At 63.3% G+C, this 24,265-nt stretch carries 14 protein-coding genes; 4 read left to right on the top strand and 10 right to left on the bottom strand.

Annotation, left to right across the window (positions count from 1 at the left end; genetic code table 11):
• The first annotated feature begins 85 nt into the window (after positions 1-85).
• Positions 86-613, top strand: a complete 528-nt coding sequence (locus CJZ98_RS05390) for an adenine phosphoribosyltransferase (RefSeq protein ID WP_094589131.1) — start codon at positions 86-88, stop codon at positions 611-613.
• Here the strand turns inward: CJZ98_RS05390 and CJZ98_RS05385 are convergent.
• From CJZ98_RS05385 to dapB, 5 genes are all read right to left on the bottom strand, one after another.
• Complete coding sequence (locus CJZ98_RS05385) at positions 604-816, bottom strand: DUF2949 domain-containing protein (protein ID WP_094589129.1); 213 nt, start codon at positions 814-816, stop codon at positions 604-606. The genes CJZ98_RS05390 and CJZ98_RS05385 overlap by 10 nt on opposite strands.
• A gap of 13 nt (positions 817-829) precedes the next feature.
• A complete protein-coding gene (locus CJZ98_RS05380) occupies positions 830-2,101 on the bottom strand; it encodes an FAD-dependent monooxygenase (protein WP_094589127.1) in 1,272 nt (423 codons plus the stop codon).
• Positions 2,102-2,246: 145 nt separating this feature from the next.
• The gene (locus CJZ98_RS05375) at positions 2,247-2,495 is read right to left on the bottom strand and encodes a high light inducible protein (RefSeq protein WP_094589125.1); all 249 of its coding nucleotides are present in this window, start codon (positions 2,493-2,495) and stop codon (positions 2,247-2,249) included.
• Positions 2,496-2,807: 312 nt separating this feature from the next.
• On the bottom strand, positions 2,808-3,452 hold the full coding sequence (locus CJZ98_RS05370) for a hypothetical protein (RefSeq protein ID WP_094589123.1): 645 nt from the start codon (positions 3,450-3,452) through the stop codon (positions 2,808-2,810).
• 46 nt (positions 3,453-3,498) lie between these two features.
• A complete protein-coding gene (gene dapB / locus CJZ98_RS05365; RefSeq protein ID WP_094589121.1) occupies positions 3,499-4,365 on the bottom strand; it encodes a 4-hydroxy-tetrahydrodipicolinate reductase in 867 nt (288 codons plus the stop codon).
• 196 nt (positions 4,366-4,561) lie between these two features.
• On the opposite strand from dapB, the gene CJZ98_RS05360 reads away from it, so the two are divergent.
• Both CJZ98_RS05360 and CJZ98_RS05355 read left to right on the top strand, forming a co-directional pair.
• Positions 4,562-5,890, top strand: coding sequence for a cation:proton antiporter domain-containing protein (locus CJZ98_RS05360; protein WP_157910883.1), 1,329 nt, complete (start codon positions 4,562-4,564; stop codon positions 5,888-5,890).
• A gap of 71 nt (positions 5,891-5,961) precedes the next feature.
• The gene (locus CJZ98_RS05355) at positions 5,962-9,966 is read left to right on the top strand and encodes a magnesium chelatase subunit H (protein WP_094589117.1); all 4,005 of its coding nucleotides are present in this window, start codon (positions 5,962-5,964) and stop codon (positions 9,964-9,966) included.
• Between the two features lie 85 nt (positions 9,967-10,051).
• Here CJZ98_RS05355 and CJZ98_RS18180 read toward each other — a convergent pair whose 3' ends face one another.
• The 4 genes from CJZ98_RS18180 to CJZ98_RS05335 form a co-directional block, all read right to left on the bottom strand.
• Positions 10,052-16,168, bottom strand: a complete 6,117-nt coding sequence (locus tag CJZ98_RS18180) for a beta strand repeat-containing protein (protein ID WP_157910882.1) — start codon at positions 16,166-16,168, stop codon at positions 10,052-10,054.
• Between the two features lie 979 nt (positions 16,169-17,147).
• Complete coding sequence (locus CJZ98_RS05345; RefSeq protein WP_094589115.1) at positions 17,148-18,617, bottom strand: HlyD family type I secretion periplasmic adaptor subunit; 1,470 nt, start codon at positions 18,615-18,617, stop codon at positions 17,148-17,150.
• A gap of 33 nt (positions 18,618-18,650) precedes the next feature.
• Positions 18,651-20,783 carry an ATP-binding cassette domain-containing protein gene (locus tag CJZ98_RS05340; protein WP_232756233.1) on the bottom strand — a complete coding sequence of 711 codons (2,133 nt, stop codon included), beginning with the start codon at positions 20,781-20,783 and terminating at the stop codon, positions 18,651-18,653.
• Positions 20,780-22,327, bottom strand: a complete 1,548-nt coding sequence (locus CJZ98_RS05335) for an ABC transporter transmembrane domain-containing protein (RefSeq protein WP_232756232.1) — start codon at positions 22,325-22,327, stop codon at positions 20,780-20,782. Before CJZ98_RS05335 ends, CJZ98_RS05340 begins: the two co-directional genes overlap by 4 nt.
• A gap of 396 nt (positions 22,328-22,723) precedes the next feature.
• On the opposite strand from CJZ98_RS05335, the gene CJZ98_RS05330 reads away from it, so the two are divergent.
• Positions 22,724-23,395, top strand: a complete 672-nt coding sequence (locus CJZ98_RS05330; RefSeq protein WP_157910881.1) for a hypothetical protein — start codon at positions 22,724-22,726, stop codon at positions 23,393-23,395.
• On the opposite strand, the gene folP is transcribed toward CJZ98_RS05330, so the two are convergent.
• The gene (folP, locus tag CJZ98_RS05325; RefSeq protein ID WP_094589109.1) at positions 23,382-24,239 is read right to left on the bottom strand and encodes a dihydropteroate synthase; all 858 of its coding nucleotides are present in this window, start codon (positions 24,237-24,239) and stop codon (positions 23,382-23,384) included. The genes CJZ98_RS05330 and folP overlap by 14 nt on opposite strands.
• Positions 24,240-24,265: the final 26 nt, after the last annotated feature.

Raw genomic sequence — 24,265 nt, 5'->3', positions numbered from 1 at the left:
CCGCAGGGGTCGCTCTGCTGACCAGACCATTCATCAGCCCAGCCCACCCCGTCCATCCCCGCCAGCACCCGGCGCCTGTCTGCCCATGTCCTCGATTGATCTGCGCCAGCTGGTGCGCGATGTGCCCGACTTCCCCAAGCCCGGCATCCTGTTCCGCGACCTCACCCCGCTGATGCGCGATCCCGCCGGCTGGCGCGAGGTGGTGCGCCAGCTGGGCCATGTCTGCGATCGGCTGCAGCCGGATCTCATTGTGGGAATCGAGTCGCGCGGGTTCATCGTGGGCACCGCCCTGGCCACCGACCGCGGCATCGGCTTCACGCCCGTGCGCAAGCCAGGCAAGCTGCCCGGCCAGGTGCACGGCATCGACTACGCCCTCGAATACGGCACCGACCGGCTGGAGATCCATCCCGACGGCTTCGAGAGTCGCCCGCGGGTGCTGATCGTGGACGACCTGCTGGCCACCGGCGGCACCGCCGGCGCCTGCGCCGAGCTGGTGAACAGCGTGGGCGGAGAGTTGATCGGCTTCGCTTTCGTGGTGGAACTGGCGGATCTGGCAGGCCGCCAGAAGCTGCCCGGCGCGGTGCCGGTCGAGTCGCTGCTGATCTATTCCTGACGGTCCTGCCAGGTCAGCACCTGGTCGAGCTGATCGAGGCTGATCAGCCCGAAGCGCCAGAGCACCACAGGCAGCGGCGCCTGCTCCACCTGGGCCTGCTTGAGCCCGAGCGACAGGGCGCTTTCGCTCAGCCCCAGGCCCTGGCGCAGGTAGCGCAGGAGCGCCGGACTCGGGCCCGGCTGCGGCGAAGTGGCGATCACCATGGCGCCATGCTGCTCAGCTCCGCCGCTGCGGGCAAGGCCCGTAGGTCATCGCCGCCAGGCTGAGGCGCCGCAGCCAGGCCCAGCGGGCCAGGGCCGCCAGGGCCAGCCGCCGCAGCGGCAGCAGCAGTGGGCTGCGGTTGGAGAACAGCCGCACCAGGGCGTCGGTGGCCAGCAGGATCGCCGCCAGATCGGGCACGCGGCCCCAGCCGTAGGCCCGGGGCAGGGCCGCCGTCCGCAGCCGGCCCGTGGCGGCCCGGGCCGCCAGCCGCTGCAGCAGCGCCACATCCCGCCAGCAGAGATTGAGGCCCTGGCCGCCCACGGGATGGCAGCGGTGGGCTGCCTCCCCCACCAGCACCAGTTGGCGGCTGGCCAGGGGCCAGGCCAGCTCCAGGGCCACTGGCCAGGCCCGGGGCTGATCCAGCAGCGCCTCCGCCTGGAGCTGCTCGGGCAGCACGCCCGCCAGCTGATCCAGGAAGGCCACGGGGTCGAGCGCCTCCAGCTGCCGCAGCCGCTGCAGCGGCGCGCTCCACACCAGCTGCCAGGCGTCTCCGCCCAGGGGCAGCACCGCAAAGGGCCCCTCGGGGCGGAACAGCTCCCAGGCCTGGTCGGGATCGGAGCCGCGCAGCCGCACCTGAACTGTGAGGCAGCCCTGCCGGTAGGGCCGCGAGCACCAGCCCAGGCCGGCGGCGCGGCGGGTGGGGGAGGCGCTGCCGTCGGCCGCCACCACGAGATCAATCGGGTTCTGATCCTCTGGTCTCCGGTTGGTCGGCGTCTGCTCCGTTGGTTGCTGGATCGCGGGCCGTTGGGATCGCGGGTCTGCCAGCGTCGGGGGCTCCCCGAGCAGCAGGGTGATGGCCGGATCAGCCTTGAGGCGCTCCAGCAGCAGTGCCATCAGCGGACCGTGCTGCAGCACCCAGCCCACGGCAGCGTCCGCGGTGGTCCCTTCTGTTCCCCGAACTGCACCCCTTCGATCCGCAGCCCCCCGATCCGCCCCCCCGAGGTCGGCCGTACTGAAGCTCACCTGGCGGTGCAGGCTTCGATCGCAGAGTTCCAGCCGCCGGAACGGGGCCAGATGGGCCGCCAGGGGCTGCCAGAGGTCGAGCCCTTCCAGCAGCTCTCGACTGGAGTGGGTGAGGGCGTAGGCGCGGCTGCGCTGCCGCAGGGCCTCGGCACCCAGCGGGTCCAGCAGCTGCACCCGCCAGCCGGCCTGGGCCAGGGCCAGGGCCGCCAGGGCGCCGGTGGGGCCGGCCCCGTGGACCCGGGCCTGCAGCTGCTGCGTTTCCATGGCGCGAGGGGGGGCGGGCCAGACGGCACGGGGCTGGGTGGGGCGGCACGAAAAAACCGCAGCACGAGTCTGTGCTGCGGTTGGAAGACGACACCGTTGAGGGTCGGTCAGGCTGGCTGGTGGGTGACCAGCCGTTCAGCGAGGCTCAGCCGATGCCGAGCAGGCCGCGGGTGAAGGCCTCGCCGCCCAGGGCGAACTCGGTGGCGATCAGGGCGATGAAGCCGAGCATGGCCATGCGGCCGTTCAGCTTTTCGGCGCGCTCGTGGAAGCCCCAGCCATCGGTGGCGTCCACCACTTCCATGCGGGGCTCGGTGGCGAAGGCATTGAGGCGGCCGCCGTCTTCCTGGGTGACGGTGGCGCCGCGGATCTGGGAGGCGGCAGGGGCTTGGGCCATGGGGCGTCTCGGAAACTATGAGCACAATGTAACGCAATATTGCGCCCCATGACGGACGGTTAACCGGTGGGGGTCCGTGGGCTGGGTGTCGTCGCTTGAGGTCTGTGCGGGGCTTCCCTCCGCCTGGGGCCTGGGGCCTGGGGCCTGGGCGCCGGCCGTCTGCGCGAGTTCCTTAGGCCCTGGAGAGAACCTTGGCGGCTGCATTGGGACGTCCCACGCCGCTGCTCCCCGGCGTCGGCAGGCGGGCGCGTCTTGGCCGCGCCGTGGCTGGCAGCCTGGCTGGCTGGCTGGTTCAGTGCTGGTGTGGTGGCTTCAGCGCAGCCGCCGCAGGCACAGTTCCTCGAAGGCCGGCCGCAGCAGGAAGGGGTACTCACCCACCCACAGCTTGGCCTGGGGCAGCCAGGCGTCGCTGAGGGCGCCGATCCGCGAGAAGTCCTTGCGCTCGCTCAATACCAGGCAGCGCACCACCATGCCGGGGCGGATCGCCTGGTGCTTCTTGTCGTACGGGAAGCGCACCTGGCCCAGGTAGCCGTCCTCGTCCTCCAGTTCCAGGCAGAGCCAGGTGCGGCGGTTCTCCACCAGCTGCAGCCGACCATTGCGGTCGGTGGTCTCCTGCTGGCCCTCCAGCCGCTCCCGGGTGAACAGGTCGGCCACCTCCCCCTCGAAGATCGCCCCCGCCGGATAGCGGCGCAGGGTGGCGTTCTTCTGGCCGGCCTCCAGGATCGGGCCCCAGAGCACGTAGAGCAGGAAGACGAAGCCGGTCACCAGCCACACCGGGCCCCAGCGGCTGGAGAACTGGCTCTGGCTGATCAGCAGCGTGATCACGCCGCCGATCACGGCGATCAGCACCCGCTGCAGCACCTTCTGGGGGTTGCCGGTGCAGGCCGCGAACTGGGGACCGGTGGCCACCGCCGGGATCAGGCGCTGCAGCTCACCGGGCTTGAGGGGAATCAGCATCGGCCCATGCTGCCGGCAATCGGCAACCCAGCAATCAGCCCGCGCGTCACAGCAGGCGTTCCAGGCCGTACACCAGCCCCTGCAGCTGGCGCACCTTGCGCACGGTGAGCAGCACGCCGGGCATGTAGGCGGAGCGGTCGATCGTGTCGTGGCGCAGGGTGTAGCTCTCCCCTGGGGCGCCGAACATCACCTCCTGGTGGGCCACCAGCCCCGGCAGCCGGATCGAATGCAGACGCAGGCCGCTCTCGCGCTGGCCGCCGCGCACGCCGGCCAATGTTTCGTGCTCCTCCACCTGCTGGGGGTTGAAGGCTTTGCCCAGCTCCTCCATCAGCTCGGCGGTCTTGATGCAGGTGCCGCTCGGGGCATCGGCCTTGCGGTTGTGGTGCAGCTCGGTGAGCTCGGCGAAGTCGTAGAAGCGGGCGGCAGCGGCGGCGGCCTGCTGCAGCAGCACCATGCCCACCGAAAAATTGGGGATCACGGCCCCGCCCATCGAGGCCTTCTCGGCGAAGGCCGCCAGGTCCTGCAGCTGCTGGGGGCTGAGGCCCGTGGTGCCGATCACCGGGTGCACGCCGTAGGCGATCGCGGCGCGGGTGTGCTCGTAAACCACTGAGGGATGAGTGAAGTCCACCAGCACGGCGCCGCCACCGGGACCGTCGTTGCGCACCGCCTGGCTGGCCTGGCAGAGGGCCCCCTCAAAGTCGCCGGTGATCGCCACCTCCAGCTCGCCCAGGCCCAGCTCGAGCCCCACGTCGGCCCCCTCCTTGCCGGCTGTGGTGTCGATGGCGGCCACCAGCCGGCAGTCGGGGGCGCCGATCACGGCCTGCACCACTTCGGCCCCCATGCGGCCGAGGGCGCCGGCCACTACCACCGCGATCGGGGTGCTGCTGGGGGAGGGAGCGGGGGCGTTTGTCATGGAAGGGGATGGAGCCGCTACGGGGGCCTGAGCCGGCGCCGACACCGCCCAGGCCTGATCCAGCCGAGCCTATGGGCCCCCGCGCCCATCGCCACAGCCCATCGCCACAGCCCATCGCCGCAGCCCGCGCCGTCGGTGCCTCCCCAGCAGCGGCCGCCCCCATCAGGATGCCCCCGTCACCCCTGCTGCCCCCCGCGTGACCCTCGCGCTCCCGCTGGCCGCCGCCACGCCCCAGGCACCGGATGCCATCGCCGCCGCCCTGGTGGCGGTGGCGCTCGTGGTGGTGGTGGCCCAGCTGCTGGGGGCGCTGGCGGAGCGCTGGCACCAGCCGCGGGTGATCGGCGAGATCGTGGGCGGCATCCTGCTGGGTCCGAGCCTGCTGGGGGCCGTCGCCCCGGGCCTGGAGGCCCAGTTGTTCGGCGCGGGCGTGCGCAGCCAGCTCAACCTGCTGGGCCAGCTGGGTCTGGTGCTGTTCATGTTCCTGGTGGGCCTGGAGCTGAACCCGCGGCTGTTGCAGGGGCGTATTCCCCTAGCCAGCCGGATCACGGCGGTGGGGGTGCTCCTGCCCCTGGTGCTGGGCGTGGGCCTGGCCCTGGCGCTCGAGGCCTGGCAGCCCCAGCTGCTCCCCGGTGACCGCAGCCTGGCGGGCGCCCTGTTCCTTGGCACCGCCATGGCGATCACGGCCTTCCCGGTGCTGGCGCGGATCCTGCGCGATCGGGGCCTGATGGCCCAGCCGCTCGGGGCCCTGGCGATCACCGTGGCCGCCCTCGACGACGTGCTCGCCTGGCTGCTTCTGGCGGTGGTGGTGGCCTTCTCGCGCGCCGGCCTGGCCTGGGGCGCCCTGGCCTCGTTGCTGGGCACGGCCCTCTGGGCCCTGGTGCTGTTGGTGGGGCTGCGGCCCGTGCGCCGCTGGCTGGAGGCCCGCTACCGCGCTGGCCATGAGCTGGGGCCGCTGCTGCAGGCCCTGCTGTTCGGCGGCGCCCTGCTCAGCGGCGCCGTCACCGACTGGCTGGGGGTGCACCTGATCTTCGGGGCGTTCCTGTGGGGCCTGGCGATGCCCCGCTACGAGCCACTGCGGCGCCGGCTCGAGCTGCGGCTGGAGGCCGTGGTGCTGCAGCTGCTGCTGCCCCTGTTCTTCGCCGTGAGCGGCCTCAATACCCGCCTGGGCAGCCTCGACAGCCCAGCCCTGGTGGCGGCGGGCCTGCTGGTGCTCGTGGTGGCGGTGGCTGGCAAGTTTGCGGGCACCTGGGCGATGGCGCGGCTCAGCGGCGTGCCGGGCCGGGAGGCCCAGGCGCTGGGCTGGCTGATGAACACCCGTGGCCTCACGGAACTGGTGGTGCTCAACGTGGGCCTGGGCCTGGGGGTGATCAGCGATGAGCTGTTCACGATCGGCGTGCTGATGGCCCTGGTGACGACCGCCATGGCGGGCCCGCTCCTGGGCCGGCTGGGCTACGGCCATGCCGGGGTCCGCGAGGGGTCGCTCAGGGCCGCTGCGGTGCCGGCCACCCCCCCAGAACGCCTGTAAAGCCTTGTCCGGAGCACTCGCGCAGGGCGCCGGTGCTTCGTAGGCTGCTTCACATTGCTCAATCCGCCCGCATGTTCACCCAGGTCCGCTCCGCCAGCCGCCGCGTCAGCCCCGCGGACGTGAACGGTCGGGCCGTGATGAAGGCCGTGTATGTGGTGCTCGAGCCCCAATACCAGAACGCCCTCACCCAGGCGGCCACCTCGCTGAACGATCAGAACGGCCCCCTGGCCATCGAGCTGAGCGGCTACCTGATCGAGGAGCTGCGCGATCCGGAGAACTACGCGGCCTTCTGCGCCGATGTGGCGGCGGCGGATGTGTTCATCGCCTCGCTGATCTTCATCGAAGACCTGGCCCAGAAGGTGGTGGACGCCGTGGCGCCCCATCGCGACCGGCTCAAGGCGGCGGTGGTGTTCCCGTCGATGCCGGAGGTGATGCGCCTCAACAAGCTCGGCACCTTCTCGATGGCCCAGCTGGGCCAGAGCAAGAGCGCCATCGCGGGCTTCATGAAAAAGCGCAAGGAGGCCGGCGGTGCCGGCTTCCAGGACGCCATGCTCAAGCTGCTCAACACCCTGCCCACGGTGTTGAAGTATCTGCCGGTGGAGAAGGCCCAGGATGCCCGCTCCTTCATGCTCAGCTTCCAGTATTGGCTGGGCGGTACGCCAGACAACCTCAGGAACTTCCTGTTGATGCTGGCGGATAAATACGTGTTCCCCCGCGGCAGCAGTGATCGGCCCGCCGTGGAGGTGGCCGAGCCCGTGGTGTTCCCGGATCTCGGCATCTGGCATCCTCTGGCGCCGGGGATGTTCGAAGACCTCAAGGAATATCTCAACTGGACCGCTAGCCGCAGCGATCTCTCCGAGGCCGCCCGCAAGGGCCCGGTGATCGGCCTGGTGCTGCAGCGCAGCCACATCGTGACCGGCGATGAGGCCCATTACGTGGCCGTGATCCAGGAGCTGGAATACCGCGGCGCCACGGTAATACCGGTGTTCTGCGGTGGGCTTGATTTCACCAAGCCGGTGAACGCCTTCTTCTACGACCCGCTCAACCCCGACGTGCCGCTCGTGGATGGCGTAGTGAGCCTCACCGGCTTCGCCCTGGTGGGCGGCCCGGCCCGCCAGGACCACCCCAAGGCGATCGAGGTGCTCAAGAAGCTCAACCGCCCCTACATGGTGGCGCTGCCACTGGTGTTCCAGACCACCCAGGAGTGGGAGGAGAGTGACCTGGGCCTGCATCCGGTGCAGGTGGCCCTGCAGATCGCCATCCCCGAACTCGATGGCGCCATCGAGCCGATCGTGCTCTCCGGCCGCGACGATGCCACCGGCAAGGCCCACACCCTGCAGGACCGGGTCGATGCCATCGCCGAGCGGGCGATCCGCTGGGCCTCGCTGCGGGTGAAGCCCCGCGCCGAGAAGAAGCTGGCGATCACCGTGTTCAGCTTCCCGCCCGACAAGGGCAATGTGGGCACCGCGGCCTACCTGGATGTGTTCGGCTCCATCCACCGGGTGCTCCAGGAGATGAAGGCCAAGGGCTACGACGTGCAGGACCTGCCGCGCGACTCCAAGGCGCTGATGGAGGCTGTGATCAACGATCCCGAGGCCCTGCAGGGCGCTCCTGAGCTCTCGATCGCCCACCGGATGAGCGTGGAGGAATACGAACGGCTCACCCCCTATTCCGAGCGGCTGGAGGAGAACTGGGGTAAGCCCCCCGGCAACCTGAACAGTGATGGCACCAACCTGCTGATCTACGGCCGTCACTTCGGCAATGTGTTCGTGGGCGTGCAGCCGACGTTTGGCTATGAGGGCGACCCGATGCGGCTGCTCTATTCCCGCAGCGCCAGCCCCCACCACGGCTTCGCGGCTTATTACACCTATCTGGAGAAGGTGTGGAAGGCCGACGCGGTGCTGCACTTCGGCACCCACGGCTCGCTGGAGTTCATGCCCGGCAAGCAGATGGGCATGAGCGAAACCTGCTACCCCGATTCGCTGATCGGCGCCCTGCCCAATCTCTATTACTACGCCGCCAACAACCCGAGCGAAGCCACGATCGCCAAGCGGCGTGGCTATGCCTCCACCATCAGCTACCTCACCCCGCCGGCCGAGAACGCCGGTCTCTACAAGGGCCTCAAGGAGCTGGGCGAGCTGGTGGGCTCCTACCAGCAGCTGCGCGAAGGTAGCCGCGGCGTGCAGATCGTGAACGCGATCGTGGAAACGGCACGCCAGTGCAACCTCGACAAGGATGTCGTCCTCCCCGATGTCGACGCCTCCGAGATCGACCTCGACGCCCGCGATGGCGTGGTGGGCGCGGTGTACCGCCAGCTCATGGAGATCGAGAGCCGGCTGCTGCCCTGCGGTCTGCACACGATCGGCAAGCCCCCCACCGCCGATGAGGCGATCGCCACCCTGGTGAACATCGCCGCCCTGGAGCGGGAGGAGGATGGCCTGCGCTCGCTTCCGGCCCTGCTGGCCGAGAGTCTGGGCCGCACCATTGCGGACGTCTACATCGGCAATGACACCGGCGTGCTTGCCGATGTGGAGCTCAACCGCACGATCACCGAGGTGAGCCGTGTGGCTGTGGGCTCGATGGTGAAGGCCGTGACCGGCGCTGATGGTCGCGTCACCCTGCGCCAGAACTTCGGCTGGTTCTTCAGCCTTCTGGAGCGCTTTGGCTTCAAGCTTCCCAGCCCCTGGTTGAGCGCCTGCCGCGCCGCTGGCTTCCCCGATGTGGATCAGGCCGAGCTCGACAAGCTGTTCGGTTACCTGCGCTTCTGCCTGGAGCAGATCTGCGCGGACATGGAGATGGAGAGTCTGCTCAAGGCGCTGGACGGTGAATACGTGCTGCCGGGCCCCGGCGGCGATCCGATCCGCAACCCTGGCGTGCTGCCCAGCGGCAAGAACATCCATGCCCTGGATCCCCAGGCCATCCCCACCCGCGCCGCGATTGCTGCGGCCAAGGTGGTGGTGGACCGGCTGATCGAGCGCCAGAAGGCCGAGCAGGGCACCTGGCCTGAAACGATCGCCTGCGTGCTCTGGGGAACCGACAACATCAAGACCTACGGCGAATCCCTGGCCCAGATCCTGTGGTTTATCGGCGTACGGCCCGTGCCCGATTCCCTGGGCCGGGTGAACAAGCTGGAGCTGATCTCCCTGGAGGAGCTGGGCCGTCCCCGCATCGACGTGGTGGTGAACTGCAGCGGTGTGTTCCGTGATCTGTTCATCAACCAGATGGCTCTGATCGACCAGGGCGTGAAGATGGCGGCGGAGGCCGATGAGCCCCTTGAGATGAACTTCGTCCGTCGCCACGCCCAGGAACAGGCGGCAGCCAATGGCATCTCGCTGCGCGACGCGGCCACGCGCGTGTTCTCCAACGCCAGCGGCAGCTATTCATCGAATGTGAACCTGGCAGTGGAGAACAGCACCTGGGAGGAGGAGAACGAGCTCCAGGAGATGTATCTCTCCCGCAAAACCTTCGCCTTCAACGCCGATAACCCCGGCGAGATGAATCAGAACCGCGAGGTGTTCGAATCGGCGATGAAAACCGCCGATGTGACTTTCCAGAACCTCGATTCTGCCGAGATCTCGCTCACCGATGTGAGCCACTACTTCGACAGTGATCCCACCAAGCTGATCCAGGGCCTACGGGACGACGGCAAGGCCCCTGCCAGCTACATCGCCGATACCACCACGGCCAATGCCCAGGTGCGCTCCCTGAGCGAAACGATCCGCCTGGATTCCCGCACCAAGCTGCTCAATCCCAAGTGGTATGAGGGCATGCTCAACTCGGGCTACGAGGGTGTACGCGAAGTGGCCAAGCGCCTCAACTTCACCCTGGGCTGGAGTGCCACGAGTGGCGCGGTTGATAACTTTGTGTATGAGGAGGCCAACGACACCTTCATCAACGATCCGGAGATGCGCCAGCGGCTGCTGGATCTCAACCCCCACAGCTTCCGCCGCATTGTGGGCACGCTGCTGGAAGTGAATGGCCGCGGTTACTGGGAAACCTCTGATGAGAACATCCAGCAGTTGCAGGAGATTTACCAGGAGATCGAGGATCGGATTGAGGGGGTTACGGAGGGCTGAAGCGAACGTCTTCAAGGCAGTGCCACACGAAGACCCATTGTAATACCCAATAAATAGGCCCGGCTTGTCGCCGGGCCTTTATCGTTTAGGTCAAGATATCGTGGTGAACAGGATCTAGAGAACTAGGGCTAATGTCTACGACTGGAGTGTTCTGCAACCCGGCATCATGCTGGGCGACATCTGTGGGGTCGTGACTCGTACTGTCAGCACCACTACTATCCTGCACCGCAAGGTCAGCCGCACCACCTGAATCGTGGGAGATTGGATCCACGGTTAGGGTTTCTGTGAGGGCCACCTCCTGATGGATGTCAGCCAACTGGGTTTCAGTGACTGGGTGATCGGCGATGTAAGTGTCGACAACACTCGCGAGATCTGCCAGTGGCTGCTGCAGCGGTGCGTCCAAAACTGTACTCTCAACCACAGGGGTGGCAGTGGTGTTGCTGGAATCTGCGGGCTGGGCCTGTTGGCCACCAGCGTTGGTCTGCACCGGATCCAGAACTGAGCCGGGCAGGGCAGGCAGAAGGCCAGGATCACTCCAATCACTGACATGGGTGGGATCTTGGCTGTGGTTCGGATCAGTGGCGGCGCCATTGGCAGGGTCTGAACCATTGTCGCCCGGCGTCAGATGGCTGCTGTCAGCGCCGGAAATAAGATCCAGTGGTTGTCCCTCAGCAGGAGAGCCTACCGGCAGGATCGCAGCAACAGGCGTGGCCTCCGCTGGGGCGGGTGTAAGTAACTCTGGATGGGCAATCACCTGCTCAATCAGGGCAGCCAAGGAAATGTCGTCGCCATGCATCGGATTATCCAGCGCTGAGTTCACAGCACCGCCTGCAACAGGCCCGGCGGGGTCCTGGAGAACTGAAGAATCAATAACTAACCCTTGGCTGGCCAGAGCTTGGGAGACTTGATCAACCACCTGTTGCTGAATGTCCTGATAGTGGTCAATGGAGATATTGTGCTCGATAAGGAAAGCACTGACCGCTGCATCCAGCTCGTAGGCGATCTCACCGGAGGTAAGAGCGGTGCCATCGGTGTTGTTGGCTTCTAGGTTACTGAGGAATTGAGCCGCTAGGTTGCTGATGTTCTCAGATTCGAAGCCATTGGTAACAGCGGCGGCACCACCCACGTCTGGCAGGGATTGCAAAGCAATCTGGAACTCGGTGGATGTGATCACTCCATCGCCAAGGGCTGCGCCGAGAATCTGGTTAAACGATCCAAGCTGCTCGATGGTGATCACGCCACTTGTATAAGAGTGGAGCGTATTGGCAAGATCCAGAAGAGCTTGTTCATTCAGGTCACCAGTCTGGACTGATTCGATTGCCTGTGCGTAGGTGCCTTGGGTGAGATTTTGAACGGCACTGATACTGGCAAGAGCCTTGTCTTCTGATCCGATGCTGCTGAGGCTGTACTGAAGCGCCTGCTGGCTTGCCTCCATCAAGGAGCTAACCGAGCTGCCGGAATAGGTCTCCAGATTGAGTTCAGCTGCAATCGAAGCCAAGATGCTTGGATCACTGAAGTCAGCAACACCTCCATCTGGAAGGCCGGTGATGACAGTGCTAATGGCTTCAAAGACGGAGAAAGATGCATGGGCCTCATCTGTTCCGAGCTGCTGAGCGACCAGTTCGCTGAACTGGACGGCGAGTGTCATCACTGCGGCGTTCTGACCAAGTACATTACTGTTGCCTGTAATCGGATTCAGGTCGAGAATATCAGAGCCGTCTGGCAGACCAAGCTTCGCGACAATTTGGGCTTGGGCATCATCGAGCGAGATGCCAGCCTCCAGCATTGGTTGAAGCAGGGAAGTGAGTGGCGTGATCATACCTGCAGTCACAGGGCCATAGAGATTGATCTCATAGGTTAATTGGGTATCTACATCAATGCCGCCAGCCATGACTGCCCTCGCTTCTCCGAGGGTAAATTGCCCATCACCATTGACATCTAACTTGGCAAGATCAACAACAAACTCAACATGACCAAAAAGGTTTGATGTACCTAGGAATTCGTTGTCTTGTATGATCCCATCGCGATTGAGGTCAAGATAGAGTGTGGCGCCTACGATAGTTCCATCAATGGTGGCAGACGAAGATGTGATGGCAATGCCATTGAGGCTGGATGGCGTTCCAGTCTTGTTGGCGTCATTCAAAACTCCGTTATTCTGCAAGGCGATTGTAAAGATGTCCCGAGAGCCCCCAGAAATGGTCTGAAAGCCACCACTAGTTGAGTAGTCGACAGTGATAGTGTAGGTATTGGTTGAGCCGGTCACAACCGCTGGGGACACCACCACCCGATTGATGTTATTGCCTTGAATCACAATTGTATCGGCCCCATTGGCGAAATCAGTTATTATGTCTCTGGCTGCGGAGTTTCCTTCCCCTTTAATGTAGACAAACTGATCATTGCCCAATCCACTAGTTATTGTGTCTGAACCCAATCCACCGATGATGGTGTCATTCCCCGCTCCGCCGTCTAAGATGTCTGCACCAAACCCACCATCAAGGCGATCGTTGCCACCTAGGCTAAGCAACACATCGTTGCCATCACCACCGTTAAGTGTATCAGCATTCGCATCTCTGCCAATAAGAACTTCATCGCGATAGGTTCCATTAATAGTGCCCGATGTGCTTCTGATAAGCTCGACATTGCCGCTTGCAGACTGGGTGCCTGTAGTATTTGTATAGGCAAATGTCCCGCCATCGGCTCCTGCATTATCTGTAAAGTTAACATTAGTGCCACTGATTGCCACAGATCCACTCAGCGCATCTGATACGGCTGACAGGTCCGTGACGCCAACTCCACCTGTGTCGTTAGCCAATAGGGTCCACTTAGGAATGCTAATGGCACTGCCAGTTTGATTAGTTAGGATGCGGTCATCGCGGACAACAAGGGCAGATGTGCCAGCTAGATTTATGTTAATACCCAAGGATGCACTTGATGTATCACCATCTTGATCAACTAGGGTAAAGCCAATGGATTCACTTATGCTGCTAGTTGGATTTACTGGAGGAGTGTACGTATAAGTTCCATTATCCATGTCAACCTTGATTGAGCCGCCAGCCGAAGTGCTGACGGTCCATTCATTCGGGCTTGAGTTAAAAGTGCCGTTTGCTGTATTGCTAGACGCGGTATCAGTTGGTTGATTGTAGGAATAGACTGTATTGTCGACCGTGATCGATTGAATCCAGCCACCATCAGCGCCAAATGATGCAGCAGAAGGGCTAGGTGGATTGAGGAGCAAGCCACTAATGGGCAGCGAACTAATCGTACTGAGAATCGTGGCATTTAGCTGGCTTAGGTCAGTGACAACGATCGCATTAGATTGTGTTCCCGCAGAGCCATTGAAGGCGATGGGATTCAATGCTGTAGCATTAACGCCAGAGCCTAACCCAATGGCAAAAGCATTAATGTTATTGGTGTCAAGGAAGCCCTCCCAAGCGGTGGCTTCGGCGTTGTCAATTCCATCACCTCCGCCCAGGGGGGTATTAGCAGTGCCAGTGCCAGAAATTGAATTCACATTTGGCTGCCCATCTGAGAAGAAATACAGAATATTCTGGCCATCAGCAATTTTGCCATTATCACCGAATGAATTCCATGCTTGGTTTAGAGCGGCGTCATAGTTCGTATACCCATCTGCGGTTAGCCCAAGAATGCTTGCCTTTGCATTATCTACTGTTGTCCAAGTGGAGCCTACCTCTTGGGCGGAACTACTGAAGGTTACGATTCGAACAGAGGTGCTTCCAAGCGCTTCGTACTGATCGAGCAGCTCAATAGCAGCAGACTTCTGCAAATCCAAGCGAGTCATGCTGCCGACGCCGGATGCATCATCCATACTGCCTGAAACGTCAATAACCAGCATGATGTTGGTCTTGGCTCCAAGAGTGGCTAGGCCATCCTGCGTTATGTTGGCTGCCGTTGGCCCATCGTCTTCAAACCGAATAACAGAACCGAGATCAACTGAACTCGAGTGGCTATCCCCGCTTGCATCAGTCACCGCAACCGTGAGCTTGAGAGCATTCGTTGCAAGTGCTGAAGATATGTCGTCGTTGTTCTGGGCGTTAAAATGCTGAACCGCACTATACTGCGTTAGGGTTAGGTCGCCACTGTTATTCACTTGACCAGTAAAAACTAGCGCTCCGCTTTGGCTGCCAGCGCGTGCTTCAACTAGATCTGGTGAAACTTGATAGAGGAGAATGTCTGTCTGACCGTCTGACGTCTTAAGGCCTGATGATATACCATTCTGAGTCGCAAGTGAGAAAGTCTTACTATTCGATGATGCCGCACCATCGGGACCGAACGAGAATGTATCGTTGACAAGATTGGCATAGGAAACAGTAGTCTTGCCGAGAGTTCCGGCTGGAGCAGTTTCAGTGCCTCCATTCTGTAAGGGGTTGTTGGCTCCGGCACTTTCGTCAGTCACTAGGGTGAAAGCTTTTAAAGTAATTCCACCAGTTGGGGTTCCATCAATAACCGAAATCTGTATGGGGCCCTGAGGTTGCAGGTCCTCATAAACTTGCCCTGTCTGGCTCTCGACAATGTTGGTAATACCTACATTGAGAGTCCCACCGTTGTCGAGCCCTAGGCCTTCTAAGTCTGAGAGTTCGTAATGCGTCGCAATAGTGGCTGAATTGGATCCGGCTGGAATGACAACCGTGCTGCCGTTTGTAAGCGTAAATGTAAGGTCACCCTTTGGACTGTAATCCGGTAGAGCACTCGATAGCGTGATTGTGTATTCAACCATTCCTCCCATCACGCCGATCTGCGAGGTGTTGGCCGTGAGAGTGGCCAGCGTAGTGTTGATGGTGTCATTGACGCTGACAGTGGCGGTGGAGCTGGTATTCAGATTCTCGTAGTTACCGCCGCTGGTTTCTGCAATGGCAACGGAGAAGGAGGAGGGATCTTTGTAGACGTCCTCGACGTTGTTGATCGTAAATGCCGTGGAGACGCCGCTGGTCTGACCGGCAAGGATCGTGACGGTGGCGCCGTTATCGAGCTGGATGGTGAGATCGGTTTGCGGCGCGTTGTCGACGGTGGCCGTGATGGTGGCGGTATTGCCTTCCTGCACCGTCACCGGCGCCAGGGTCACCGTGGAGGTGTTGATGGTGTCATTGACGCTGACAGTGGCGGTGGAGCTGGTATTCAGATTCTCGTAGTTACCGCCGCTGGTTTCTGCAATGGCAACGGAGAAGGAGGAGGGATCTTTGTAGACGTCCTCGACGTTGTTGATCGTAAATGCCGTGGAGACGCCGCTGGTCTGACCGGCAAGGATCGTGACGGTGGCGCCGTTATCGAGCTGGATGGTGAGATCGGTTTGCGGCGCGTTGTCGACGGTGGCCGTGATGGTGGCGGTATTGCCTTCCTGCACCGTCACCGGCGCCAGGGTCACCGTGGAGGTGTTGATGGTGTCATTGACCGAGACGGTATAGGAATCTTCGGCAATGTCATCATCGCCATCCAGTGCTCTAATGGTAAAGCTGATGCTTTGTTCTGGCTCTATAAATGGAGAATCGGGCCTTGCCTCAAAGGTCCAGATATACTCAGGGCCACTCGCGGAGTCGACAATGCTGACGGTGAGCGTTCCACTGGGAGTCTGAATGGCTTCATCGAGAGCTGCAACGGTATCACCTACAACAACCTCGTAGCGTCCATTGATGCGATCGGCGCCAAGCGAGCCACTCCAAGTACCAGAAATTGTGGAGCCCTCATCTGCAGTTGATGGCGAAGAATCTGAGATGGCAACGCTAGGCAGGTCATCTATAATTAGAATACTTCCATTGGCCTGACTGGATAATCCAGAGAGGTCCGTTACCACCACGCTTAGGGTTGCAAGGGCATTGTCTCCGTTGATGTTTTGATTGCTAAAGGAATTGTCGGGTGGATTCAGTAGCTGGTAGGTGAAGCTGATAACGCCCGTGGTGCCATCAAAGGCAGTGAGGATCAGCTGACCTTCAGGTTGATCATCCCCATCATTTAGGCTTTCATCGCCAAGGGAAATCGTGACAGGGCTTGTCGGCGAGAGAGCACTCAGCTGTGGAATCGTGAGTACAGTGCCGGCAATAGTGACAGTCGCGATGTTATTGATTCCGTCTGGATCGAAAATCGTGATGGTGCCAGTGGTGGAGGCCAGCCCTTCAGCACCGGCATCCACCAAGCCCCGCTCCGCCACGATGCCGGGATTCAGAACGACATCGGGAGGTAGCGCTTCCACACCACCATCGCCACCGGGCGGTGGCGGATCGCTGGGACCATCCGGGCCCGGTGTAACGCTGACCGTTGGGGGTTCGTTTGTTGGTTCAGGAGTGGGTCCAGGTGCTGGACCTGGAGTAGGAACAGGAGCGGGCTCCGGTGCAGTGGGAATGGGTGTCGGAGCTGGAGCTGGCTCAGGTGTGGGGAGTGGCGTGGGTTCCGGCCCTGGCACCGGTGCCGGTTCTGGCGTTGGAGCGGGACTCGCTTCCGGAGTCGGAGTCGGTGCGGGTTCCGGGGCTACTTCAACTGCTGCTGCAGCTTCGGAAACGGGAGCCACATACTCCTGGGCAAAGACAGAAGGTGCTGTCGACAATGGGGCCACGGGTGCTCCCGTTGGAGCCACGAAGGCGAGGCCGCCCAGTGCTCCACCGCCTCCGAGGCCCCCTTCACTGACGGGCACGTCGAGGTTTGTGGAAGGTGTGTAGGCCCTAGCCCCTACCGCCTCTAGCGAGAATCCGTCTGTGGCGGACCTGATGGCGGAGTCTCCCAGGCCCGTGTTGCCACCGGGTGATTCCGGACCGGTCGTCTGGGTGTAGGGATCAGGCGTGCCGGCCTGTTGGGACAGCTTGCGCTCTTCTTCTGCCGCTGCCGCCCCCGCGTCATCCGTCGCGGCGGCGGTCTCCTCGGGGGTGGGCCCGGGGGTGTAGGGGGTCGAGGTCATGGCGGGAGTGCAAAGACGGCTGAGGAACGCAGGGTGGCCGCGCCGTTAGCGGACACAATCCCTATCTATGATCAAGATAAGGGTTGTGTGCCCACAACTCCACTAGAAATTGCTGAGAGATCCTCTGCAACCCTGCATGGTTAATTCGAATTGTCCCAAAATCAATTCCTCATCAGCGTTCTGCCATGACCTGAAGATATGATGAGAACCCCCTGCTCATGTCACAACGATTGGCGCCTACAGGGCGCCATCTGGGTGGAGTGGCTTGCGGTGGCGCCGCTCAGCGCGACTCGCGGAAAGCTGAATTCATCGTGCGGGTCAGCGGCTGGAACAGATAGCGAAGCACACTGCGCTTTGGGCCCTGGATGTCGGCCGTGAGGGTCATGCCTGGCAGGATGGGGTAGCGCCGGTTCTTGGCATCCACAAACTGATCCTCCAGGGCAATCTTGACTCGATAGTAGTACTGACGATCGTCCGGGTTCTGGAAGGTGGTGGGCGATATGGCAATCACCTGGCCGGAAACCGCGCCGTAGATCGAGTAGTCGTAGGGCTGGAGCTTGATCTCGGCCTTCTGGCCCAGTTTCACGAAGCCGATGTCTGCAGGCCGCACCCGCGCTTCTACTAGCCGCGGCGTGCCATCCGGCACCACCGAGGCGATCACCGCGCCGGGGCCTACCACCGCCGATTCGTTCTTGTAGCGCACGTCCTGCACCAGGCCGCTCACCGGAGCCAGGATGCTTGTGCGCTCCAGCCTGTTGCGTACCTTGCGGATGTCCTCCGCCACCACGGCCTCCTCATTGGTAAGGGAGGCGATCTTGGAGTTGTCCTCCAGGCGCAGGCCGGAGCGCAGGCTGCGCAGCTTGGCCTGGGCCTCGCTCAGCAGCTTGTACGACACGGACCGGTTGCCTCGCAGCTCGGCCAGGCGCGTGTTGGAGGCCGCCAGTTCCCGCTGGGCATTCACCACCTGCAGCCGCGACACAGCTCCCTGGTTGTCGAGCTTCTCGTACATGCTCACGCCTTGGCGCAGTAGGTCCTGTTCGCGCAGAAACTTGACTTCCTGGTCGTTGAAGCGGGCGATCTCGGCCCGCTTCTGGTCAATCTGGGCTTGAACTGTGGCGATCTGATCCTGGGTGTTGTCGAGCCGGCTGTTGAGCAGGTTGAGCTGGGCCGTATGTACCTTGTTGCCCAAGGCACCAAGCTCCTTGATCGATGGCGGCAAGACGTTGTCCCCTCGGATGGCGGCCTGCAGCTGGGCCTGCTGTAGGGTGAGCGCCTGCAGTTTCTGGCGGGCCGCCTTGTATTCGCTGTCTACCAGGTTGGGGCGCAGCTGCATGATCAGATCCCCCTTCTTCACCTGATCGCCCTCCTGTACGGCAATCCGCTCAACGATGCCGCCCTCCAAGTGCTGGATCGTATTTACATTGCCCTCGGGCACCACTTCTCCGGAGGCCACCACCACTTCGTTGATCGGTGTCAGCGCCGCCCACGGGATGAAGATCAGGAAGGCGGCGCCCAGTCCGTAAAGCACCATGCGCAGGTAGCGGCCATCGGGCTTTTCCTCCAGTTCCAGGGCCTGGCTCAGTCTGCTGCGGCCCACCAGTCCCGTCGCATCCGGGTTGTCGAGGCCCGGTAGCTGGCGCAGCAGGGCACTGCCGGGCGGCAGGACCAGGTCCCCGCCGCGCCCGCCGCTGGGCTGGGGGATTGAGGTTGACTCGGAGCTGGCCGCGGAGTCGGAGGGAGTGTTGCTCATGGCCGGGGGGTAGGGAGACAGTCTGGACGGGTCTTAGGCGACGCTGCGCTGCTGCATCTGGGCCCGCAGTTCTGCGGCTGTGCCCTGGAAGGCAGTCACGCCCTTGTCGAGGATGCAGAGTCGGTCGGCCAGCTCCAGTAGGGCTTTGTTGTCGGTGGAGAGGACCACGCTGCGCTCCTGGCCGCTGAACAGGCAGTACCTCAGGCTGGGCAGCACCTCCAGGACGCACTGGAACTGGTCTGGGGCCAGGCCCTGACTGATGTCGTCGAGCAGCAGGATTGGCGTGTCCTTGATCACGGCTTGGGCCAGCGCAATCAGCTTGCGCACGCCAAAGGGGATGTGGTGCGAGATCTCTTTGCTGAGGGGGGTGTTGAGCCCATCCGGCAGGGCTTCCAGCAGCTCCAGGATACCAAGATCCTCACACAGGCACCGCACCCCCTCCACCGTGGCGTCTGGGTTCATCGCCGTGAGGTTCGACCAGATCGTGCCGGGCAGCAGCTCCAGGCTGGGCATCAGGTAGGCGATGTTGCGCTGCAGGGCCTCGGTGCTGAACTGGCGGTAGTCGTTGCCATCGAACAGCAGGGTGCCAGCGGTGAGGGCGTAGAGCTGATCGATCAACTTCAGGGTCACGCTCTTGCCGGAGCCGGCTGTACCCGTCACCGCAAGGATCTGGCCCGGCGATACCGACAGAGAGACCCGGCTAAGGGCTAGGCCGCTATCGTTGCTAAGCCGGCAGGCGGCCGAATCCAGGATCACGTTGCCCCGCAGGCGAAGGATGCTGGAGGACGAGCCGGCATTGGCGTTGCCGCTGCTGCGCAGCCTGAGGAACTGCTCCAGCTGCCTGTACTGTCTGGTCATGTCTGCATAGCGCAGCAGCGCATTCATCATCTGCTGGAACGGCGTGAAGATGCGCCACACGAAGAACATCGCTGCGATCAGGGAGCCCATCGCCGTTGGATCCGGGCGGCTGTTGCCGATGACCATCCAGGCTCCAAGCGAGAGGGTCAGCACCCCCGCCAGCTGGGACATCGTGCTCAGCAGGGCCTGCAGCCGGTTGGCTTGCCTGTTCAGTGCCAGGCTGCTCATGCTGCTCTGGGCCGAAAGCCCCCGCAGCCGCTGCAGCCACACCCACTCGATGTTGGCGGTCTTCACCTCCAGGAACCGCGATACCAGCTCCTGCTGGGCCAGGCTGATGCCCGTCCCGGTGGTCTGGGTGAGGTTGGCGGCGCCGGCGTAGTAGCTGGTGAGGAACAGCACCACCACGGCCGTGATTACCATTAGTACGATCGGTATGATCACCAGCCCGCCTGCGATCATGAAAACGGCGGCCAGATAGATCACGATGAAGGGGAAGTCCAGACAGGCCAGAGCCAGGGGTCCCTGTAGATAGCCCAGCAGGCTCTCTAAGTTGCGCAGTCGGAAGTAGAGGCCGTTGCGGCCCACCGACTCGATCTGGCGGTAGTCAAGGGAGAACAGCTTCTCAACGATGCTCACCCCCATCAGGCTCTCGATGCGGCCCGACAGCAGCGCCAGTTGGCTGGCACGCCACTGGCGCAGCACCCAGTCCAGCCCGAACAGCACCATCACCCCGATGAAGATCCAGATGGTGGAGGCGACGCTGTTGCTCGGGATCGAGATGTTGTAGATCGCCCGGATGTATAAGGGCAGCGTAAGGGCTAGCAGCGCCAGAGCGAAGCTGATGGCGTAGAGCAGGCTGATGCGGTTGGTGAAGCGGTAGGCAATCTGTTGCAGCAGGCCAACCCGTTCAATCGCATAGTGCTCCTGCAGCACCACAAGCTGGCCCCCGCTGGGCAGGTCGGTGGGATCCACGCGGCCGCCAACATGGCCGGCCATGATTTCCCCTTTGCTGTCGCGGGACAGCACATAGGGAATGTTGTCCGGCGCCAGGTAAAGGGAGGGCAGCAGGTTGGGGTTGAGCTGGCTCCAGCTCTGCAACGTCTCACTGCGGCTGCCGTAGCCGAGGCGCAAGAGCACGTTGCGCACGTCCACCAGATCCATCGTGCGCGGATCGTCACCGATCAGCTCGAACAGCTCCTCAGGCTGACCTGTCCACATCAGCTGCTGCAGCAACAGCCGCAGGCAGAAGGCCAGGGGCGCCTCGGGGCTGAGGGTGAGGTCGCGGAGCAGCGAGTTGCGGCTGGTCATGCGCCCAGCTCCGCGCCCAGGCGGGGCAGATCGATGGACTGGTCGGTCACGGAATTGAGGGCATTGCCGGCACCGCAGATCAGCACGGTGGTGCGTCCCTGGGTGCGCTTCACCAGCCGTGCCAGCCCGTCGATGAACTCCTTGCCGTAGGAGCTGTCTCTGAGGTCCACTAGCAGAAGTAGAGGATCGCGGACGATGCCGCGGATCAGTTGGAATTGCTGTCGGGTGTCACTGCTAAGGCCGCTGGCCTGCATGGTGCCTAGTGTGGTGCTGTACCCCTCCGAGAGGGCGCGCACCTTGGAATCCAGCCCCAGCAGCACCGACCAGAACAGGGCCTTGCGCCCGTAGCGGTTGGGCTGGAAGGCGGTGATGTTCTGCAGCAGGGTGCCGTCGAAGAATGTCTGGGAGGGATCGACGTAGACCACATCGTGACGCAGACGCTCGCGGCAGTAGGCCCCGATGGGCTGACCGTTCAGCTTCAGCTCCGCCGTTTCTTCAAACTGCAGCAGCTGGAGGAACAGGCGACGGGCATCGCTGCCGAGGCTCTGGTCGCGCACAAGCACTGCAGATCCCGCTGGGATTGGCGGCAGGGCCAGGTCCTGGATGGTGATCTGAAGGGGTTGATCGGCCTGCAGCGCCTCGGACCCGCCGTCCGGTTCCGACGGAAGGGCCATCAGCGTTTCCAGCTCGTCCCGGGCGTGGATTAGGCGGCGGTAGCTGCTCCACAGGCCCAGAGCCTGCTGCCAGGGCTGCAGGATCTTGCCCCCCAGCAGCAACGCCGCAGCCAGAGCGCCCACCGGCAGGCGGCCGGCGATCACCAGAAACGCCCCCAAGGTCACCAGGGCGGCCATGGTGACTTGGCTCATCAGGCTGCCGAACGCCTGGTACTGGCCAGAGAACATGTAGTTCTGCATGCGCTGCCAGGCGACCCGCTCTTGGCGCTCCTCGTTGCCCGTGAGAAATACCCTGCCCAGGCCGTTGGACTTGATCAGATCGATCGAGCCCATGATCTGAGACTGGTAGTTGAGCCGCTCCAGTTCCACCTGATCCTTGCCGCGGGAGATCGACTCAAATTCGCGGGCGAAATGCAGGGCGCGGAACAAGTAGATTACGATCGCTAGCATAGCGATCAGCCCCAGGCTGCCGCCGATCAGGAATAGTACCAGCACGAACACCAGCGAGAAGGCCAGGTCGATCGCCGTGGTGAAGGCCTGGATAGCGCTCTCGTCGCGCAGCAGGTTGATGCTGTTCAGTCGCTCGGCGTGGGTGGCCGGCGAGTCCTTCAGATAGTCACCCAGACGCAGCTGGGTGAAGTGGGCTAGGGCCTCCATCCGACGCTGGTGCTCGATCCGGGCACCGTCAAAGCCGGTGAGGTTGCCCCGCACCGCGCGCAGCCAGCCGGCTAGGGCCAGCAGTATTACGATTCCCACCGTGAGCACCAGCAGGCTCGAAACAGAGCGGGCGGGCAGGATCGTGGTGTAGACGAGGTTGATATAGATAGGTGAGGCCAGTTCCAGCAGGTTGATCAGGATCGAGCTGACCATAATGGGTCCAACCTGATAATCTTCCCACTCAGTGCGCTTGAGGTTGGAAAAGAACTTGTGGCGCCAGAGCTCCTCAATCAGGTCGAGGAGGTGATTGAAGAAGCCCTTCAGAGAACTCCCGGCTCGCCCAGCCCAGGAGCCTGCACGATCAACAGCGGCGGATCCGACCACGAACTCCTGCCTCATGGCAGCTTGCTTCGCAACCTGTTTAGATGATTCTGCTGCACTTGGCAATGAAACGCCGCAGGCTGCTAGAATTGCGTCAGGGACTTGCGGTCAATTCCGGGAGCTGTTTAATGGTAACGGCTCGGTAGATACCTCTGAAGAGGTAGTCGGTTGCGAGTCTTGCGTTGTGGTCTTCTCGCTAGGGTCGCCTGAACACCCATTGCCACCGCGATGCTTCGCATCCGTCTGCCTGCACCCCGGGTGCAGCTTGAGCTGATCGCCCCCGGCCGGGGCCAGCGACAGCCGTTTCAGGTGCTTGGCCCCAGCACCGAGGTGGCCTTCGTGGAGGAGCTCCTGGAACAGCAGTTCGGAAGCCTCACCATCAACCCCACGGAGCTACTGAAGTTCCTCTCCACCGATCCCTGGGTGCGCGAGCAGTTCTCGGAACCCCAGCTGGTGGAGGGCAACCTCGCCGTGAGCGAGCAGCAGGAATCCACCTTCCATCGCAAGACCCTTGGCGACAAGCTCGTGCAGGTCGGCGTGATCGACGCCGCCGAGCTCGATCGCCTGCTGGAGGACTACCGGCCCTTCTCCGGCAGCCAGCGCTTCGGCGAGTTCCTCAAGCTCAACCTGCAGATTCCGCCAGCGCTCCTGGACCTGCTGCTCAACCCCGCCCTGTTTGACGAGGCCGGCTTCAACGACAAGCGCCTGGGCGAGCGCCTGGTGGAGATCGGGGTGATCAGCGAGGAGCAGCTGCGGGAGGCCCTCGCCGCCCAGAAGGCAGGCGGTGGCCTGCTGGGGGAGGTGATGGCGGCCAAGGGCCACATCTCCGATGTCACCGCCCGCTTTTTCTCCAAGGCCCGAATCAGCGGCGACGGCCAGATCGAGTTCACCCCCCACTGATCCGCCAGAGCGCGTCGGCCATGCGGGCCGTCTGCACGATCGGACCGCCGTCGTGCGCCCGCAGGATGTCGGCGCCGCCGGCGATCGCCTTAGCCGCCACGGTGGCCGTGCCCCACAGCCGGGCCCGGGGCCGGGGCTCAGCCAGCACGTCGCCGATGAAGCGCTTGCGCGAGGGGCCAACCAGCAGCGGAAAGCCCTCGGCCCGCAACTGGGGCAGGGCCTCGAGCAGCTCCAGGTTGTGGCGGGTGGTCTTGGCGAAGCCCAGGCCCGGATCCCAGATCAGCTGCTCCCGACGAATCCCCGCTGCCAGAGCCTGCTCGCTGCCGCGCCGCAGCTCCGCCAGCACCTCCTCGCCAACGGCGCCGTAGTTTGCCAGCTCATCCATGCTGCGGCTGTCGCCGCGGCTGTGCATCAGCACGTAGGGGCAGCCCGCCGCCGCCACCACGTCGAGGATCGGCGGATCCAGCCGGCCGCCGCCCACGTCGTTGATCCAGTCGGCGCCGGCCTCAAGGGCCGCCGCCGCCACCGAAGCCCGGAAGGTGTCAATTGAGATCAGGGGGGTGAAGCCCTCCGGATGGGGCAGCGCACCGGCGGCGCGCCCCTCCAGGATCAGCCGCAGCGCCGGCAGCAGCCGGTCCAGTTCCTCCACGGCGCCGATGTCCGCCGCTCCGGGGCGGGTGCTCTGGGCCCCCAGATCCAGCAGGTGCACCCCCTGGGCCACCAGCCGCCTGGCCTGGGCCAAGGCCCGCTCGGGCGCGTTGAAGCGGCCGCCATCACTGAAGGAATCGGGGGTGAGGTTGATCACCCCCATCACGTAGGTGCGCGATCCCCAGACCAGGGCCATGGCGGCTGCCGGGCGGTGGGGGGCGG

Origin of the sequence: Vulcanococcus limneticus LL (assembly GCF_002252705.1) — a bacterium.
Lineage (GTDB): Bacteria > Cyanobacteriota > Cyanobacteriia > PCC-6307 > Cyanobiaceae > Vulcanococcus > Vulcanococcus limneticus.
Note: the sequence above shows the minus strand (reverse complement) of the source record. Positions and strands in the feature narration are given on the sequence as shown.

What these genes read in the sequence shown, in the direction of transcription:
- dapB (WP_094589121.1), bottom strand. Translation starts at nt 4,365, where the DNA reads ATGACAAACGCCCCCGCTCCCTCCCCCAGCAGCACCCCGATCGCGGTG.
- CJZ98_RS05345 (WP_094589115.1), bottom strand. Translation starts at nt 18,617, where the DNA reads ATGAGCAACACTCCCTCCGACTCCGCGGCCAGCTCCGAGTCAACCTCA.
- CJZ98_RS05385 (WP_094589129.1), bottom strand. Translation starts at nt 816, where the DNA reads ATGGTGATCGCCACTTCGCCGCAGCCGGGCCCGAGTCCGGCGCTCCTG.
- CJZ98_RS05390 (WP_094589131.1), top strand. Translation starts at nt 86, where the DNA reads ATGTCCTCGATTGATCTGCGCCAGCTGGTGCGCGATGTGCCCGACTTC.
- CJZ98_RS05355 (WP_094589117.1), top strand. Translation starts at nt 5,962, where the DNA reads ATGTTCACCCAGGTCCGCTCCGCCAGCCGCCGCGTCAGCCCCGCGGAC.
- CJZ98_RS05340 (WP_232756233.1), bottom strand. Translation starts at nt 20,783, where the DNA reads ATGACCAGCCGCAACTCGCTGCTCCGCGACCTCACCCTCAGCCCCGAG.
- folP (WP_094589109.1), bottom strand. Translation starts at nt 24,239, where the DNA reads ATGGCCCTGGTCTGGGGATCGCGCACCTACGTGATGGGGGTGATCAAC.
- CJZ98_RS05375 (WP_094589125.1), bottom strand. Translation starts at nt 2,495, where the DNA reads ATGGCCCAAGCCCCTGCCGCCTCCCAGATCCGCGGCGCCACCGTCACC.
- CJZ98_RS05330 (WP_157910881.1), top strand. Translation starts at nt 22,724, where the DNA reads ATGCTTCGCATCCGTCTGCCTGCACCCCGGGTGCAGCTTGAGCTGATC.
- CJZ98_RS05335 (WP_232756232.1), bottom strand. Translation starts at nt 22,327, where the DNA reads ATGGTCAGCTCGATCCTGATCAACCTGCTGGAACTGGCCTCACCTATC.
- CJZ98_RS05380 (WP_094589127.1), bottom strand. Translation starts at nt 2,101, where the DNA reads ATGGAAACGCAGCAGCTGCAGGCCCGGGTCCACGGGGCCGGCCCCACC.
- CJZ98_RS05370 (WP_094589123.1), bottom strand. Translation starts at nt 3,452, where the DNA reads ATGCTGATTCCCCTCAAGCCCGGTGAGCTGCAGCGCCTGATCCCGGCG.